Source organism: Candidatus Limnocylindrales bacterium (genome assembly GCA_035571835.1).
GTDB lineage: Bacteria > Desulfobacterota > Binatia > UBA1149 > CAITLU01 > DATNBU01.
This window is the reverse complement of the sequence record DATNBU010000013.1, coordinates 96,092-111,308: the sequence shown is the minus strand read 5'-3', so window position 1 is coordinate 111,308 and position 15,217 is coordinate 96,092. Positions and strand designations below refer to the sequence as shown.

Sequence of the window (15,217 nt, the reverse complement as noted above, 5' to 3'; positions counted from 1 at the left end):
GGTTTCCGCGTGATGACCTTGGTTCCGTGCTTCAGGGAGCGGTGTGGTCCCGCATTTGGTGCGCTGCAGCTGCAGCGCACATCGCCCTGGCCTGGTTTGTCGAGGTCTTCTCTGCTCCTCCTGGATTCCGCTCGGGAATCCCGCTCAAAAATTCGTGCCGGGAGTTTCGTGGTAGGCGCGGGCGGGATCGAACCGCCGACCCCTACCGTGTCAAGGTAGTGCTCTCCCGCTGAGCTACGCGCCTACAGTCCGGCCGCAGCCGGCAAACCGACCGCGTCTGGTAACAACCACCGGCCACACAGTCAATTGCCGCGGGCATCGAAGTTCGCGCCGCTGCGCGTGATTCGGCCGATTCGTGCGTGCACGGCCGCGCGCTCGCTCGCCGCGGCGCAAGCCCATAGGATGACCGCTCCATGCACCGCCGGGATGCGTTCGCCACGCCGTTTCTGATCGTCGTGCTGATCGGGCTCGTTGCCCTGGTCGGCGCGCTCGTCCTGCCGTACGCGACGCCGATCGCCTGGGCCTGCGTGCTCGCGGCCGTGTTCTACCCGGTCTACCGGGTCCTGCTGCGGCTGATGCCTGGCAAACCGAGCCTGGCGGCAACGGTGCTGACATTGGCGGTGCTGGGGCTGGCCGTGGTCCCTGCCCTCCTCCTGACCGGGGTCGTCGCGCGCGAAGCAATCTCGGCCTACCACGGCGCTGCCGAGTTCATCTCGCAGAACCGGGTCAAGATGCTCGACGACGTCAGCCACCACTGGCTGGTCGAGCCGGTCTGGCGCTGGGTGAGCGACCATCTGGCGGGAAGTGAGGTCGATCCCACGTCGCTCGGCCTTTCGGGCCTTCGCTGGATGAGCGAATACGCGGCGGCCAACGCCGCGCAGGTGGCCAAGAACGTCCTCGCGTTCGTGATCGGGATCGGAATCCTGACGTTTACGATGTTCTTCGCGTTCCGCGACGGCGCTGCGTTCATGGCGTATCTCGAGGAATCGCTGCCGATGGATGCGCGCGACCGGCGGCGGCTGTTCGCGCGCCTCCAGAACACTCTGCTGGCCGTCGTGCAGGGCATGGCGACGACCGCGCTTCTTCAGGCGATCTTCATCGGCGTCGCGTTCTGGATCCTTTCGATCCCGTTCGCGCTGCTGCTGTCGGTGATCTGCTTCGCGTTTGCGTTCCTGCCGGTCGGCGGCTCGGCACTGGTGTGGTTTCCGATCACCGTCGGGCTCTACATCGGCGGGGAATACTTCCGCGCGACGGCGCTGTTGATCTGGGGAGGCCTCGTCGTCTCGTCGATCGACAACTTCGTGAAGCCGCTCGTCATCGGCGGGCAGGCGAACCTGCCGACGCCGCTTCTGTTCTTCGGGATCCTCGGCGGACTGCAGCTGTTCGGGTTCGTCGGCGTGTTCGCGGGGCCCGCGGTCGTCGCGGCGTTCCTGTCGATCGTGGCGATCTATCGCGAGCGGCTGCTCGAGCTGCCGGAGGGTCTCGATACTGGAGAGTAGCGCGGCGCGAGCACGCGCCGCGTGCCTTCGACGTGAGGGGTCCGATTCGGTTATCGATGCATCGTGGTGGGCTGCTTGGTCGCGGGCGGCAGGGTTGCGGCTGGCCTGCTGTGTCGATGCGGGTACCGGCGACGGGCTGGTTGTTGCGATGCGCCGTACGGCTAGCGCGGTATGTCCCGTACGGCATGAACATTCCGCGGGGAATGTGACTTACGTCTCGTCGGATGCATCGGCGCTTAGAGTGATCGGTGTGTTGAGCACCTGCACCGGACGATAGCGACGTGCGAAGGTTTGTCGGATAGTACGCGTGCGGCGATGGGCTCGGATACGTGCGGCGACGGGCTCGGATACGTGCGGCGACGGGCTCGGATACGCGGCGTCGGGCTCGGATACGCGGCCGGCTATGGGTCTGAAAAGTTCGGCGAAAAACACGCGCGGCGTCGGACGCGGATCACGGCCGGCTATACCATTTTTGTTATCGAAGCGTCGTTGCGATGTCGATTTCGCTTGACGCGATTATTCGTCGCTTGACGTCGCCTGTAGTGAAGCGAAACAGAGCGTACGACATTTTTCGCTACTCCGCCCGTATCTCCGCTCAGACCTCGCGCGATGTCGCGAAAGGCGCATGCCTCCGGGTGATCGCGTCCTTACCGAAAACGACGCCTGAAAAACCCGTGTTACAAGGGTCGTCATGACGACATCCTTCCACAGCATCGCAAGACTCTCCGAACAGGAACTGCTCGATCACTTCGAATGCCTCGTCGCCCGCGACCGTCGTACGACGGCGGCGCTTCTGGTCGCGATCGCCGAGATCGACGAGCGCAAGCTCTGGGCCAGTCACGCCTGCTCCTCCATGTTCAGCTTCTGCATGGAGCGCTTTCACATGTCGGAGCAGGTAACGGCCAAGCGGCTTTGGGCTGCGCGCACGGCGCGCCGCTTTCCAGTCGTGCTGGACCTGGTCGCACGCGGAGAGCTGCATCTCAGCGCGATCCATCTGCTGGCCAGGCATCTGACGACCGAGAACCACTTGCGAGTGCTCGAGCGCGCCACGCACAAGAGCTCGCGCGAGGTCGAGCGGCTGGTTGCCGAGCTGGCGCCGCGAGCAGATGTGGCGTCGCGTGTTCGTGCGATGCCCCGGCGTCGCGGTGCGGGCGTGGCGGCTGACGCGACTTCGATGCATTGCGAACAGGCCGTCGGTGCGAGCGATCGGTGCACTTGGGCAGACCGCGAGTCCGTCGGCTGCTCGAGTAATCAGCCGGACTCCCCGGACTCAGACGTCATCGGCGTCGCGATCGCTCCACGGTCAGCGCAGCCGGCAACAGTGACGAAGCCGATCGTTCCGCTCAGCCCGCGTCGTTACAAGATCGAGATCACCGTAGACGAGGCCACGCACGACAAGCTCCGATCGCTGCAAGATCTCCTCGGCCGGTCGGCGACCGGTCGCGATGCGGCCGCGATCATCAGTCGTGCGATCGAGGTGCTGCTCGTCCGGACACTCGCGCGCAAGGCAGGCTCGACCGATCGACCGAGGTCGACGATGCCGACGAAAGAAAAGTGCACCGATGGGTCGGGCTCAACGCCCACCGCCGATACGACGGCTTCGCAGCGAGCACAGCGATCCCGGACCATCCCCGCAGCCGTGCGGCGCGAGGTATGGCGACGCGACTCGGGACGCTGCTGCTACGCAGACGGACAAGGACGTCGCTGCCGCGAGACCAGCAACATCGAGTTCCACCACAGAGCTCCCTTCGCCATGGGTGGACCTCCTACGCCCAAGAACATCGAGCTGCGCTGCGCGGCACACAACCAGTATCAGGCGGACCTCGACTTTGGCCGCGCCTTCATGGACGCGAGGCGCGGCAATCTTGCCGATGCGCGAACATTCCGCGGGGAATGTCGGGGGATGGCGGCCACGCCGTGACGTCATCGGAGTGAAAGATCTTGTCGAGGTGGATAGTCCTGTTAGCGAAGGCGCACGCGAATTCCTCGGGCGTTCGGGTCGCCGAACATACCGACGACGATCTGCTCGGGACCGAAACCACCGAAGCGAAGGAAGCAGACAGGCGAGGTGCGACGCGGCGTCCGCGGTGCGCCTCTCGAACCACGCCCGGTCACCGATCGTGCCCACTGCGTCAGAAAGCGAAGTAACCGCGCAACCGAATGACGAGAGATCGCTCGTCCATCCGGGACGAGGAGCTCAGCGCCCGGCTTCGATCAGGCTCGACACCTTGAACCAGTCTTCGGTTGCCGACTGCGGCTTGTCGAAGCCGATGTCGATGTACCAGCCGGCTTCATCCGGAAATGCGATTCCGGGAATTGCCGCGCGCGTGCCGTGCATGAGCTGCATGTCGATCACGCTGAACGCGTAGATGAACATGCGCGGCTCCTTGTACTCGTATGCGACCTTCGGGTTCGGCCGCGTCGACGTGCGGATGCTCTGCATCACCGTCTTCCAGAGCTCTTCGTTCTGGTCGTACAGGTCCGAGTAGATGATGAAGTTGGTTTCCTTGTCGACGAAGATGATGCGCTTCGAGTACGCGTAGCCGGCTACCTTGGGCTTGCCTTCGATGATCCACACCGACGGCCGCATCTCCCAGTTCTCGCAGAACGTCATTCCGCCGTCTTTCTTGCAGGGCTCCGGTGGCAGCCGCGTGCCGTGCAGCGACGCGAGCATCGGCTTCTCACCGATGAGCTTCCATTCGAACCACGGGATCTGGCCGGCATAGCCGCCGTACGAGTCGACGTCGATGTCCTGGCCGAAGAGCGCGTCGCTGCGCTGCGCGCTCGACAGGCGCCGCACGCGACGGAGCGAAGGCAGGTACAGCCACGTGTCGTCCTGCCGGAGCAGGTCGAGGTAGCGGATGCTGATGCCGCCGACGCCCTTCAAATCGAACGGCTCGATCAGCGGATAGAGGCCCGATTTGCGGAACGCCTGGTCCCCGTTCTTCGGGAACGCCGGGATCGGCTCGTGATGGATGCGTCCGGTGTACGGAAGGATGCGCAGCCAGTCCGCGACGAAATGCCGCTCGACCTCGTACTTGCGGTTGCCGTTGGCGTCGATGTAGAGCGAGCCGGTGTCGGCGTCGACCAGGTGCAGGTTGAGGTCATCGGTGAAGTAATGGGTGTTGAGGAAATCGTACATGATCTTGACGGCGGCCTTGGGGTCGTCGTTCGAGATCGTCGGAAACGGTTTGCCGGCCACCCAGTCGACCACTGCATTGCGGTCGTCGAGCTTGACCTGTGCCGAGTATTTTTCGGTCGCCTTCTGGTAGTCGACCGGAATGGGAATCTTCTCGTAGGGAACGATCTTGAGGTCCATGCCGTTGTGCACGGACCAGAGGACACCGGGCGAGACGAAATCCTTGACGGTATCGGCTGTGTCCTTGGTGATCGTCTGGCCCGGTGCAACATCGGCAGCGAGCGCCGGCGTGATCGAGAATAGTGTCGCGAGAACGCACAGCGCTGCTTTTATCATCGAATGGTCCCTCTAGGCCTCGGAAGCTTCGGAGCCGGCTTCGTCGGTACCTCCCTCTAGCATACCCCCGGCAGCCTTTACGACCACCGTCACCGTCGCGGTGATGTCCTGGCCGACCCGGACCAGCACCGGAAACTCTCCGATCTCCTTCAGGGGCTCTTTCATCTCGATGCGACGGCGATCGATCTCGAGACCCTTCTCCTGGATCAGGCGGTGCACGTCGATGTTGGTCACCGATCCGAAAAGCTTGCCGCCCTTGCCAGCGCGCTGCTCGATCTCGACGCGAAGGCCCTTGAGGCTGTCGGCGAGCCGCTCGTAGGTGCCGCGTTCGCGCTGCTTCTTGACCTCGATGACGGCCTTGTCGTGCTCGAGGCGCTTCAGGTTGCTGCGGTCGGCCGGAACGGCCAGCCCCTGCGGAAAAAGATAGTTCCGCGCGTAGCCGGGCTTCACCTTGACGACCTCGCCGATGATTCCGAGCGACGGCACGTCTTCTCGCAAAATTACTTCCATGATTGTTCTCCGTTGGCCGTGCGCCGCTTACTCGGCCGAATACGGAAGCAGCGCGGCGTTGCGTGCCCGCTTGATCGCCACCGTAAGGCTTCGCTGGTGTTTCGCGCAGGTGCCGGTCGTGCGGCTGGGCACGATGCGGCCGCGCTCGCTGACGAACGTCTCGAGCACCTCCGACCACTTGTAGTCGAGAGGCAGCGACTTCTCCGCGCAGAAGCGGCAAACGCGCCGCCTGCCGCGCGAGCGTCCGAAGCGGCCGCGAGGCCTGCGGTCGCGCGCTCCGCCCTTGTCGTCTCCGCCCCGGTCCCGGTCGCCGCCGCGTCCGCCGCGATCATCCATATCGCTCATTACTGTACCTCCCCGGCTTCTTCGTTCATGTCGGCCGGAATCTCGATGTCTTCGATCTCAGCGGCCGCTTCCTCGCCGCCGGCCGCGGCTTCAGCCTGGCCATCGGCCGGGCGATCGACGCTGCGCATCTCGCTAAGCGGTGCGTCGCGGCGGTCGTAGTGCTCGCGCACGCGCGGCTCGGGAAGCCCGGTGTGTTCCTGCTGCACGCTGACGAAGCGCAGCACGCCTTCGACGATGCGAAGGTTGCGCTCGAGCTCTTTGACGGTCTGCGGCTCGGCCTGGTACTCGATCAGATGGTAGTGGCCCTGCCGCTGCTTGCTGATCGGATACGCGAGGTCGCGCACGCCCCAGTCGCGGTTCTCGTCGATCGAGCCGCCCTGACCCGTAATGACCGTCTCGAAGCGCGTGAGGAGCTTTGCCCCTTCGTCGCCGAGATCGGTGCGAAGCACTACCAATGTTTCGTATGGACGCATTCGTTTTCCTTCCTGTTCGTTGCTGCCGTCGTTCGTAAGTCGAGTGTGTTGCCTGCCGGATGATGGGTGGCGATGCGGCCGTCAGCGGCCGTTGAACGCCTCCATCGCCGGGATGATGCCGTTGGTGACGATGTGGCAGGCGGCGTCCGCCGCCGCCTCGATGGCCTGCGCCGCGAGCTCGCGCTCGTCCGCGTCGAACGGCGAAAGCACGTGCTCGAGGACTTCCCTGCCCTCGGCCGGCCGGCCGATGCCGACGCGTACGCGTGCGAAGTCCGTGGTGCCGAGATGTTCGATGATCGAAGCCATGCCGCGATGACCGCCGGCGCCGCCTTCCGGACGGATGCGAAGCCGCCCGAGCGGCAAGTCGAGGTCGTCGTAGATGGCGATGAGGCTCGCGGCCGGAAGGCCGAGATCCTGTAGGGCGGCGGCCACAGCCGGGCCGCTGGCATTCATGTACGTCTGCGGTTTCATCACCAACACCATGGAACGGCCGAGCATCGCCCGTGCCGTCAGTGCCCCGTATTCGGGACGCCGGATGTCGCTACCTGTTCTGGCGGCAATGACGTCAGCTACCTGAAAGCCGACGTTGTGCCGCGTTTGCCTGTATTCCTCGCCCGGGTTTCCGAGTCCAGCGACGCAGAACCGGGGCTCGGCCGTCACGCCGCCGCCTTCTTAGCTGCCGGCAGGCGCAGCAGCGGCAGCCGGAGCAGCCGCGGCAGCCTCTTCGGTCGGCGCTCCTGTGGTGGCTTCGACCATCGGCGCCAGTACCGAGACGATCGTGAAGTTGTCCTGGTAGATCGCCTCGACGCCTTCGGGCAGCGCGAGGTCGGCAACGTGGAGCGCGTCGTGAATGCCGAGCGCCGTGACGTCGACTTCGATCTGCTCGGGCAGGTTGGCCGGCAGCGCGCGCACTTCGATTTCGCGGCGCGCAGGCTGAAGCACGCCGCCGTCGATCAGGCCCTTTGCCCTGCCGGTGAACGCGAGCGCGATGCTCGTCGTGACGGGCTTGTTGGCATCGACGCGCAGGAAATCGACGTGGATCGGCGTTCCGGAAACCGGATGGCCCTGGATCTCCTGGATCAGCGCGAGGCCCTGGTCGAGCGACGATTCGGCCGAGCGCAGCTTGATCAGATGCGCGCCGGCGCGTGCCAGGCCGCTCTTGTTGAACTCGTGGGCGTCCATCTTGACGCAGACGCTTTCGGATCCGGCGCCGTAGAGCACCCCGGGCAGCTCGCCCGCTTTGCGCAGGCGGCGAGGCGATTCGCCAACAGGCCGGGGAACGACATTGAGCTCGATACTTCGCATGACTTCTTCCTTCCTTCCTTACTCGAACAGTGAGCTGATGGATTCTTCCTGGTGCGTCCTGCGAATGGCCTCGGCCATGAACGGCGCAACCGAAACGATACGGATCTTCGGGTTGGCCAGCACGGCCGCGGTCGGCGCGATCGTGTCGGTCGTAATCACGGTGTCGAGCCTCGATGCGGAGATGCGATCGACGGCCGGTCCGGACAGTACTCCGTGCGTCGTGCACGCGAGCACGCGCTTGGCGCCGGCTTCGATGATCGCCGTGGCGGCCGCGCAGACGGTGCCCGCCGTGTCGATCATGTCGTCGATGATCACCGCCGCGCATCCGGTCACGTCGCCGATGATGCGCATTTCCTCAACCTGGTTCGCGCGCACGCGGCGCTTGTCGATGATCGCCAGCGTCGCTTCGAGCCGCTTGGCGTACGCCCTCGCGCGCTCGACGCCGCCGGCGTCCGGCGAAACCACCGCGAGCGGCATGCCGGTGACAGCTTCCGAGATGTACGGCAGCAGCACCGGGTTCGAATAGAGGTTGTCGACGGGAACGTTGAAGAAGCCCTGGATCTGCCCGGCGTGAAGCTCCATCGTCATCACGCGCGACGCACCGGCGGTCACGATCAGGTCGGCCACGAGCTTGGCGCTGATCGGTACGCGCGGCGAAACCTTGCGGTCCTGGCGGGCGTACCCGTAATACGGCACGACGGCCGTCACGCGCCCTGCCGATGCGCGCTTGAGCGCATCGAGCATCAGCAGGAGCTCCATCAGGTGATCGTTGCCGGGCGACGACGTCGACTGCACGACGAACACGTCGGCGCCGCGCACGTTGTCGTTGATCTCGACGAAGATCTCGCCGTCGCTGAAACGCCGGATCTCCGCGCGGCCGCGTGTCGCACCGAGATGCGCGCAGATCGCATCGGCGAGTGCCATGCTGGCGTTTCCGGCGAAGACCTGGATCGAGTTCATTCGTGTCGGCTCTCTTGCTCTGTCGCTGCTGCGGATGCGTTTCTATCGTCGTGTTCGAGTGGTCGGAGACTGGGCGGGAAGGATTCGAACCTTCGAATGCCGGAACCAAAATCCGGTGCCTTACCAACTTGGCGACCGCCCATCGAGCCCGACGACGCGACCGTGGCCTTCCTTACCGCAACTCTCCACTTTCGTGCGGAGCCGCCCGAGGCGCTCCACGAATCACTCTTGCCGCGAAGGCCTTGCCGGGGCCGTCGTACCGGGAAGCGGCGATGCGGGCGAGTGCCTCGCCGCCAAACCAGCCCACCACGGACGAGCCGCTTCCGGACAGAACCGTCGCTCGTGCGCCAAGCCCTTCGAGGCTCTCGCGAGCGCGGCGAACCGAAGCCACCCGCTGTTCGACTCCGCGCTGGAAGTCGTTGAAAAACCACGCTTCCACAGCGTCGATGTTTCGCGGTAAAGGGCGGTTTTTAGGGGCCACCTGCCCGGAAGTCAAACGTCCGAGCGCGCTCTTGTAGGCCCAGGCCGTGTCGATCCGGTCGCTCGGCACCGCGATTACCAGGGCGCCGTCCGGAACTCTCGCAAGACGTGTCAGACGCTCCCCGATTCCGCGCGCCCGTGCGGGCCGGCACGAAAGAAAGAACGGGACATCCGCCCCGAGCGACGTGGCGATCGAGTGGGCGTCCTCTGTCGACAGGCGCCTTCCCATGAGCGCGGGCAGGACCCGGATGACCGCGGCTGCATCGCTGCTTCCGCCGCCGAGCCCCGCGCCAAACGGTATGGTCTTGCGAAGCCGGATCGAGACCTTCGCGTCCACGCCGAGCCGTTCGAGCACGCGCGCGGCGGCGCGCGCCGCGAGGTTCTCCTGCCCTCCGGGCACTTTCTCGGGCCCGCTCACCGTGCATGCGACCGACCTGCTGCGCGAAGGCGCCGCGCGAAGCTCGAGCACGTCGTACAGCGAAACCGCGAACATCAGGCTGTCGAGCTCGTGATAGCCGTCGGCTCTCTTGCCGAGCACGCGAAGCGAAAGGTTCACCTTCGCCGGTGCACGAACTTCGAGAGACCGCGTAGGAAACGTGTGCGAAGTGCGCAAGCGCGCGGAGTTTGACGGTCACCGGGTCGCGTGACAACAACCGCCGGTGCTCGAACGCTCGCGACTTGCCTGTGATCTCGCGCTGCGGGCGGGCGCCGTGATCCGCGACGCCATGGGCCGGCGCCGCAACGTCGAGTACAAATCGGCCGTCGATCCGGTGACCGACGTCGACCGCCGCGCCCAGGAGGTCGTTGTCGACGGCATCCGCGCTGCCTTCCCGGACGATGTCGTCATCGCCGAGGAGGATGAGGGACAGCAGCGCGTCGACGGGCCGTGCTGGTACATCGACCCGCTCGACGGCACCGCCAACTTCGTCCACGGCCTGCCCCACTTCGCCGTCTCGATCGCATACTTCGACAATGGCCGTGCCGAAGCGGCCGCGGTCTACGATCCGTGCAAGGACGACCTGTTTCGCGCCGAGCGCGGCGGCGGCGCGTTTCTCGGCGACCAGCGCCTTGCCGTCTCGGAGGTATCCGAGCTCGACCGCGCGCTGCTTGTTACGGGATTTCCCTATGACCGGCGCGAGCATGTCGACCAATACCTCGCGTACTTTCGCGAGTTCCTGCTGCGCGCCCAGGACGTCCGCCGGTACGGCTCCGCGAGCCTCGATCTCTGCTACGTGGCCGCCGGCCGCTTCGACGGATTCTGGGAATGGAAGCTCCATCCGTGGGACACCGCCGCAGGCTGGCTCATCGTCGAAGAAGCCGGCGGACGCGTCACCGACTTCGACGCCAGCCCCTACGACCCCTGGCTCCCGCGCGTCCTCGCCACCAACTCCCGCATCCACGACCAGGCCGTCGAGGTGCTGCGAAAGATCACAGGAAAATAAATGGGGACAGGTACATTTTTCTAAGCGCCCGAATTGTCTCGGGATCGATTACCGGGCGTCGCGTTTCCTGTGTCGCCGGTCCGCGCTAAGACAGGTTCAGCCGCGTTTTTCGTTTGCAAGGCGCGGTCCCGCGCCGTGTGCCCTCGTAGCTCAGGTGGATAGAGCACCGGCCTCCGAAGCCGGTTGCACAGGTTCGAGTCCTGTCGAGGGCACTTCCTTTCCGCTGTTCCCCGCTCAGGCTTCACTGATGCCGCCGTTGCGCTCGGGGCAGTCCTCAGCTCTCGACCTCCGGGCAATCGAGCTCGACCGTCTGACCGACCGACACACGCAGCACGCGCAGCGCATCCGATGCCACGATGGATCCGCTGTCGTCGGTATCACAGCGAATCTTCGGACAGACCACAGGGCTCGCGACGCCCTTCTTCAGCACGGCAAGCGCGTCACTCGCCTTGATGCTGCCGTCGGCGTTCGCGTCGCCGCAGATCTTCGGCGTAACGGTCGGACAAAGGCCGGCGGCGATGTCGCCGCCCACGGTCTGCCAGTCGGGTCCGCGATCGTCGACGCCATCGTCGTTCGTCACCTGCACGAGCCCTGATCCGTCGGTCGAGCTGGCAAGAAAGATGTGAGTGTCGCTGCTGAACGCGATCAGCGTTCCGTCGGGAGAAAATGCGGGCTCGCTCTGGTTTCCGTTGAGTGAGACCAGAGACCGTTCGTTGTTACCATCCACGTCCATGATCCACAGATCGCGACCGACTGCTCCGCTGCGTTCGGTCGCGAAGGCGATGCGGTCGTTGTCCGGAGACCAGTCCGGATAGATGTCCATGCCCGGGCTTTCGGTGAGGCGCGTCGGTGACGTGCCGTCTGCATTCATCACGTAGATCTCGTAGTCGCCGTCGCGATTCGACGAGAACGCGATTTTCGCCCCGTCGGGAGACCATGCCGGCACGAAATCGATCGCGTCATTCTTCGTAAGCTGCCTCGTGGCTCCATTCGCGAGGTCGAAAAGGTAGAGCTCGTATTCGCCGTCGCGGTCGGAGACGAAGACGAGTCTCGTGCCATCGGGCGAGAAGACGCCCCAGTAATCGAAGGCGGGATAGACGGTCAGTCGCGTCTGGTCGTCGCCGCTTGCCGACATCGCGTAGAGCTCGGCGTCGCCCCCGTCGCGATTCGAATAGAACACGACGCATGCGCCGTCGGGGGACCACGCCGAGTCGCCGTTGAGCGTTCCGACGGAAGTAACGATCGAGACCTCGGCGTTTTCTTCGGCGGCTGCAATTGCGACCTGTCCGCTCAGGTCGCCCGGATCGAGCCGGCTGAATGTCAGAAGCCCGTTCTGTCGGGGCACAACGGCGCGCGCTGCAGCGACAGGCAGTAAAAGCTCGGACAGGAGGATCGCGCACAGGATTCGTTTCTGGTTCGCCATCGGACTCCTCCTCTAACAGGATCGCCTGGAACGATCACGGCATACATCGGAGCGACCGGCAACGGGTCGTCCTCTTCGGCCAGCACCTTCGGGAGTATTCTTCATGCGATTCCTCGCGACTCTTCTCTGCCTTTTCGTCGTGTGCAGCTGCGGCGACGGCGACCATGGTCACGGCTCGTCGTCGCAGAAGATCACGATGGGATCGGGCGGCTTTCACGGTCCGCTCGACGATGACGACTGGTTCGGCTTTGCGGTCGCGCCGCTCGGCGATTTCGACAACGACGGCGACGACGACCTCGTCGTCGGCGCGGGATTCGATGACGACGGCGGACCGGATCGCGGCGCCGTCTGGCTGCTGATGCTCGACAAGGATGGGAAAGTCACCCACGAGAACAAGATCAGTGATACGGCCGGCGATTTCGGCGGCGGCCTGAGCGATGGCGACATCTTCGGACGATCCATCGCGTCGCTCGGCGATCTCGACGGCGACGGCGTGACCGACCTCGCGGTCGGCTCGCGTCAGGATGACGACGGCGGGCTCGACCGCGGTGCGATCTGGATCCTGTTCCTCAATCGCAATGCGACCGTGAAATCGTACCAGAAGATCAGCTCGACCTCGGGAGGATTCGACGGAGAGCTCTCCGACGGCGACTGGTTCGGGATTTCGGTGACGAGTCTCGGCGATCTCGACGGCGACGGCGTCGTCGATCTTGCGGCCGGCGCGGTCTTTGACGATGGCGGCGTGGTCTGGATCCTGTTCCTCAACGACGACGGAACAGTCAAGTCCGAGCGACGCTTCGCCGGGAAATCGATTGGGGCGACCGGGCTGTTCGGCGAGTCCGTTGCGGCGATCGGCGACGTCGACGGCGACGGCGTGGTCGATCTGGCCGTCGGAGAGATCGAGAACAACGACGGCGGTACGGAAAAGGGGGCGGTCTGGATCCTGTTCCTCGACGACGACGGCTCGGTGGATCACGAGCAGAAGATCAGCGCGACGTCCGGGAACTTCCCCGACGCGCTGACCGAGTTCGAGCATCTCGGCGCGGCGGTCGGCGAGGCCGGCGATTTCGATCGCGACGGCACGCCCGACCTGCTGATCGGCGCCGACCTCGACGATGACGGCGGCACAAACCGCGGCGCGGTCTGGCTCGCGTCGCTGCGGCATGACGGAACCGTGAAATCCACGATCAAGATCAGCGATGCGTCCGGCGGCTTTGCGCTTCATCTCCAGGACGAAGACCGCTTCGGCCGCTCGGTCGCGAAGATCGGCTCCGGCCGGCACGAAACGCTCGTCAACCTCGCGGTCGGAACGATCTTCGACGATGACGGCGGCAGCGACCGCGGTGCGGTCTGGAATCTGTTCGTCGACACGCGAGACGACGTCGCACAGTAACGCAAGGGCTGCGGCGATCGGATTCGGGATTCCGCTGCCTTGTGACGGCTCTGCCTCGATGTCATCGGTGCGTCATGCGAATTTTCTGGTGCAGTGCGCTGGTCGGCGGAAGTCTGCTTCTGGCGCCGGTGCAGGCCGATGCCGAACAGCGAGCCGGGCATCCGCGGGTTGTCGACGGCACTGTGACGGTGGATCCGCCTGCGGTGGGCGAGATCCTCTACTCCGCCTGCGGCGGGACACTGATCGGCTGCCAGACGGTGCTGACTGCTGCGCATTGTGCACTGGGTGACCCTTCCGTCTTCTTTCGGCACCTGTTCTTCCAGCACGGCGGCATGGTCGACGTCGATCTCGACGGCAGCACGCTGGAGATCGGCTACGACATGGCGGTTCTCAAGCTCGCCTCGCCGGTGACCCGCATTCGCCCTCTGCCGATCAACCGGACAACGGGAAGCTATTCGCTACCGGGCACCGTCGTGGGCTGGGGCTGCGACCCGGTGCCCGGTGTCGGCGAGAGCATCAAGCGCTCGGCATCGACGACCGTTTCCAATCTGTTTGTAAACGCCGTCACGGCTCAGGTCGGAGGCTGCAGCGGCGATTCGGGCGGGGTGTTCCTGACAGACTTCGGCTCGGGAACCGTGCTGGCCGGCACCATCGAGGGCACCTACGGCAGCGGCATCGAAGGGCCAGGCACGTACTACTACCAGTCGCTGATTGCAGCGGCCGCGGGAGCGGACATCAACAGCACTGCGTGCGGAAACGGAGCCCAGGCGGGCGACCCCAACAGCACGACCTTCCCTTTCAGCGGCAGTATCAGTGCGGGCGCGCCGCAACAGACCCACTCGTTCTCCGTCGCACCCGGCACGACCGAGCTGCGTGTCGCGTTCAACGAAGAAGACAATTTCAACGTGTTCATCCGCTTCGGCGCGCCTGCGACGACGACCACCTACGACTGCCGGATCGACTACAACGTCCAGGCTTCGCTTTCCTGCACGTTTCCAGCCCCGCAGGCCGGCACCTGGTACGCCCTCGTCAACCGAGTCAGCGGTAGCGGGATGTATCAACTGACCGCGACGACGTTCTCCGACTGCAGCGATGCTCTGAACGCCGGCATCGCGTGCGACGACGGCAATTCGTGTACGGACAACGACGTCTGCGCAGCACTTGCCTGCACGGGTACGCCCGTGCCGGATATGACCAGTTGCGGAGTCAACGCGGATAGCCAGTGCACAACCGGCGGGACCTGCCAGGGCGGCATCTGCGAGCCCACCATCGTTGCCGACGGCACCGCCTGCACGCCATCCGGCGATAACGCAGCTTCCGGCCGGTGTCGCGACGGGTCCTGCCACCTTGCGTGCCCGGGCGAACCACGCAGCGGCTGCCGCACTTGCGAGCGCTCGAAGTTCACGTTCGCAAGCGACGCGGACCCGAGCCGGAAGAAGCTGCAATGGTCATGGTCACGCGGACAGGCGGTTCCCGCTGCCGACCTCGACGATCCGCGTTCCGCGACCGAGTACGCGCTGTGCGTCTATTCGAATACCGGACACCTGCTCGCGACGGCGGCATTGCCGACGGGCGAGAGCTGGCGGGCAAAAGGCGGCATTCCTCCGCGAGGGTTTCGATTCGACGGCACGGGCGACACGGCCAGCGGCGTGACTCGCGCCGACGTGAAGGCCGGCACCGACGGAAAGGCAAAAGCGGCGGTTCGCGGCGCAGGTGCCGACTTGCCCGATCTCACGCTTCCGATCTCGTCGACCATCGGGATGACTGTGCAACTCGTCCACAACGATCCCGCTCCGCAGTGCTGGACGGCCCAATACAGCAACGCACCCATCAAGAACGACGGCGAGATGCTTACCCTGAGCTTACCGTGAACGCTGAGCGAGCTGCGTAGTCGCCGAGCCGCACATCCGTG

The 15,217-nt window shown here is 65.1% G+C and carries 13 protein-coding genes, 3 tRNA genes and 1 pseudogene; 6 read left to right on the top strand and 11 right to left on the bottom strand.

Annotated elements, in window-relative coordinates:
- Positions 1 to 169: 169 nt before the first annotated feature.
- A tRNA-Val gene (locus VN634_06115) sits at positions 170 to 244 on the bottom strand.
- A gap of 169 nt (positions 245 to 413) precedes the next feature.
- Here VN634_06115 and VN634_06110 point away from each other — a divergent pair.
- Together VN634_06110 and VN634_06105 are read left to right on the top strand one after the other, a co-directional pair.
- The gene (locus VN634_06110) at positions 414 to 1,499 is read left to right on the top strand and encodes an AI-2E family transporter (GenBank protein HXC50435.1); all 1,086 of its coding nucleotides are present in this window, start codon (positions 414 to 416) and stop codon (positions 1,497 to 1,499) included.
- Positions 1,500 to 2,190: 691 nt separating this feature from the next.
- Positions 2,191 to 3,420, top strand: a complete 1,230-nt coding sequence (locus tag VN634_06105) for a hypothetical protein (GenBank protein HXC50434.1) — start codon at positions 2,191 to 2,193, stop codon at positions 3,418 to 3,420.
- Positions 3,421 to 3,696: 276 nt separating this feature from the next.
- On the opposite strand, the gene VN634_06100 is transcribed toward VN634_06105, so the two are convergent.
- The 9 genes and pseudogenes from VN634_06100 to ispE form a co-directional block, all read right to left on the bottom strand.
- The gene (locus tag VN634_06100) at positions 3,697 to 4,974 is read right to left on the bottom strand and encodes a DUF1329 domain-containing protein (GenBank protein ID HXC50433.1); all 1,278 of its coding nucleotides are present in this window, start codon (positions 4,972 to 4,974) and stop codon (positions 3,697 to 3,699) included.
- A gap of 12 nt (positions 4,975 to 4,986) precedes the next feature.
- Positions 4,987 to 5,484 (bottom strand): 50S ribosomal protein L9, encoded by a 498-nt coding sequence (rplI, locus tag VN634_06095; GenBank protein ID HXC50432.1) that lies wholly within the window; start codon positions 5,482 to 5,484, stop codon positions 4,987 to 4,989.
- A gap of 27 nt (positions 5,485 to 5,511) precedes the next feature.
- Positions 5,512 to 5,715, bottom strand: a pseudogene (rpsR, locus tag VN634_06090) (30S ribosomal protein S18).
- A 113-nt stretch (positions 5,716 to 5,828) separates the two neighbouring features.
- Positions 5,829 to 6,302 (bottom strand): 30S ribosomal protein S6, encoded by a 474-nt coding sequence (rpsF, locus tag VN634_06085; protein HXC50431.1) that lies wholly within the window; start codon positions 6,300 to 6,302, stop codon positions 5,829 to 5,831.
- Between the two features lie 81 nt (positions 6,303 to 6,383).
- The gene (pth, locus tag VN634_06080; GenBank protein HXC50430.1) at positions 6,384 to 6,962 is read right to left on the bottom strand and encodes an aminoacyl-tRNA hydrolase; all 579 of its coding nucleotides are present in this window, start codon (positions 6,960 to 6,962) and stop codon (positions 6,384 to 6,386) included.
- A 12-nt stretch (positions 6,963 to 6,974) separates the two neighbouring features.
- Positions 6,975 to 7,607, bottom strand: a complete 633-nt coding sequence (locus tag VN634_06075; protein ID HXC50429.1) for a 50S ribosomal protein L25 — start codon at positions 7,605 to 7,607, stop codon at positions 6,975 to 6,977.
- Positions 7,608 to 7,625: 18 nt separating this feature from the next.
- A complete protein-coding gene (locus tag VN634_06070) occupies positions 7,626 to 8,567 on the bottom strand; it encodes a ribose-phosphate pyrophosphokinase (protein HXC50428.1) in 942 nt (313 codons plus the stop codon).
- A gap of 69 nt (positions 8,568 to 8,636) precedes the next feature.
- Positions 8,637 to 8,709: transfer RNA gene (locus VN634_06065), tRNA-Gln, on the bottom strand.
- A 30-nt stretch (positions 8,710 to 8,739) separates the two neighbouring features.
- Positions 8,740 to 9,660 (bottom strand): 4-(cytidine 5'-diphospho)-2-C-methyl-D-erythritol kinase, encoded by a 921-nt coding sequence (gene ispE / locus VN634_06060; GenBank protein ID HXC50427.1) that lies wholly within the window; start codon positions 9,658 to 9,660, stop codon positions 8,740 to 8,742.
- A 46-nt stretch (positions 9,661 to 9,706) separates the two neighbouring features.
- Between ispE and VN634_06055 the strand changes: the two genes are divergently transcribed.
- Both VN634_06055 and VN634_06050 read left to right on the top strand, forming a co-directional pair.
- Positions 9,707 to 10,489, top strand: coding sequence for an inositol monophosphatase family protein (locus tag VN634_06055; GenBank protein HXC50426.1), 783 nt, complete (start codon positions 9,707 to 9,709; stop codon positions 10,487 to 10,489).
- Between the two features lie 139 nt (positions 10,490 to 10,628).
- Positions 10,629 to 10,701, top strand: a tRNA-Arg gene (locus VN634_06050).
- Positions 10,702 to 10,763: 62 nt separating this feature from the next.
- On the opposite strand, the gene VN634_06045 is transcribed toward VN634_06050, so the two are convergent.
- The gene (locus VN634_06045; protein HXC50425.1) at positions 10,764 to 11,912 is read right to left on the bottom strand and encodes a DPP IV N-terminal domain-containing protein; all 1,149 of its coding nucleotides are present in this window, start codon (positions 11,910 to 11,912) and stop codon (positions 10,764 to 10,766) included.
- Positions 11,913 to 12,015: 103 nt separating this feature from the next.
- On the opposite strand from VN634_06045, the gene VN634_06040 reads away from it, so the two are divergent.
- Together VN634_06040 and VN634_06035 are read left to right on the top strand one after the other, a co-directional pair.
- Complete coding sequence (locus tag VN634_06040; GenBank protein ID HXC50424.1) at positions 12,016 to 13,305, top strand: integrin alpha; 1,290 nt, start codon at positions 12,016 to 12,018, stop codon at positions 13,303 to 13,305.
- 74 nt (positions 13,306 to 13,379) lie between these two features.
- Complete coding sequence (locus VN634_06035; GenBank protein ID HXC50423.1) at positions 13,380 to 15,176, top strand: trypsin-like serine protease; 1,797 nt, start codon at positions 13,380 to 13,382, stop codon at positions 15,174 to 15,176.
- Positions 15,177 to 15,217: the final 41 nt, after the last annotated feature.

Excerpts from the sequence above, each read along its gene's own strand:
- VN634_06040 (HXC50424.1), top strand. The coding sequence starts at position 12,016 with ATGCGATTCCTCGCGACTCTTCTCTGCCTTTTCGTCGTGTGCAGCTGC.
- VN634_06075 (HXC50429.1), bottom strand. The coding sequence starts at position 7,607 with ATGCGAAGTATCGAGCTCAATGTCGTTCCCCGGCCTGTTGGCGAATCG.
- rplI (HXC50432.1), bottom strand. The coding sequence starts at position 5,484 with ATGGAAGTAATTTTGCGAGAAGACGTGCCGTCGCTCGGAATCATCGGC.
- rpsF (HXC50431.1), bottom strand. The coding sequence starts at position 6,302 with ATGCGTCCATACGAAACATTGGTAGTGCTTCGCACCGATCTCGGCGAC.
- VN634_06105 (HXC50434.1), top strand. The coding sequence starts at position 2,191 with ATGACGACATCCTTCCACAGCATCGCAAGACTCTCCGAACAGGAACTG.
- VN634_06110 (HXC50435.1), top strand. The coding sequence starts at position 414 with ATGCACCGCCGGGATGCGTTCGCCACGCCGTTTCTGATCGTCGTGCTG.
- VN634_06100 (HXC50433.1), bottom strand. The coding sequence starts at position 4,974 with ATGATAAAAGCAGCGCTGTGCGTTCTCGCGACACTATTCTCGATCACG.
- VN634_06045 (HXC50425.1), bottom strand. The coding sequence starts at position 11,912 with ATGGCGAACCAGAAACGAATCCTGTGCGCGATCCTCCTGTCCGAGCTT.
- VN634_06035 (HXC50423.1), top strand. The coding sequence starts at position 13,380 with ATGCGAATTTTCTGGTGCAGTGCGCTGGTCGGCGGAAGTCTGCTTCTG.
- VN634_06070 (HXC50428.1), bottom strand. The coding sequence starts at position 8,567 with ATGAACTCGATCCAGGTCTTCGCCGGAAACGCCAGCATGGCACTCGCC.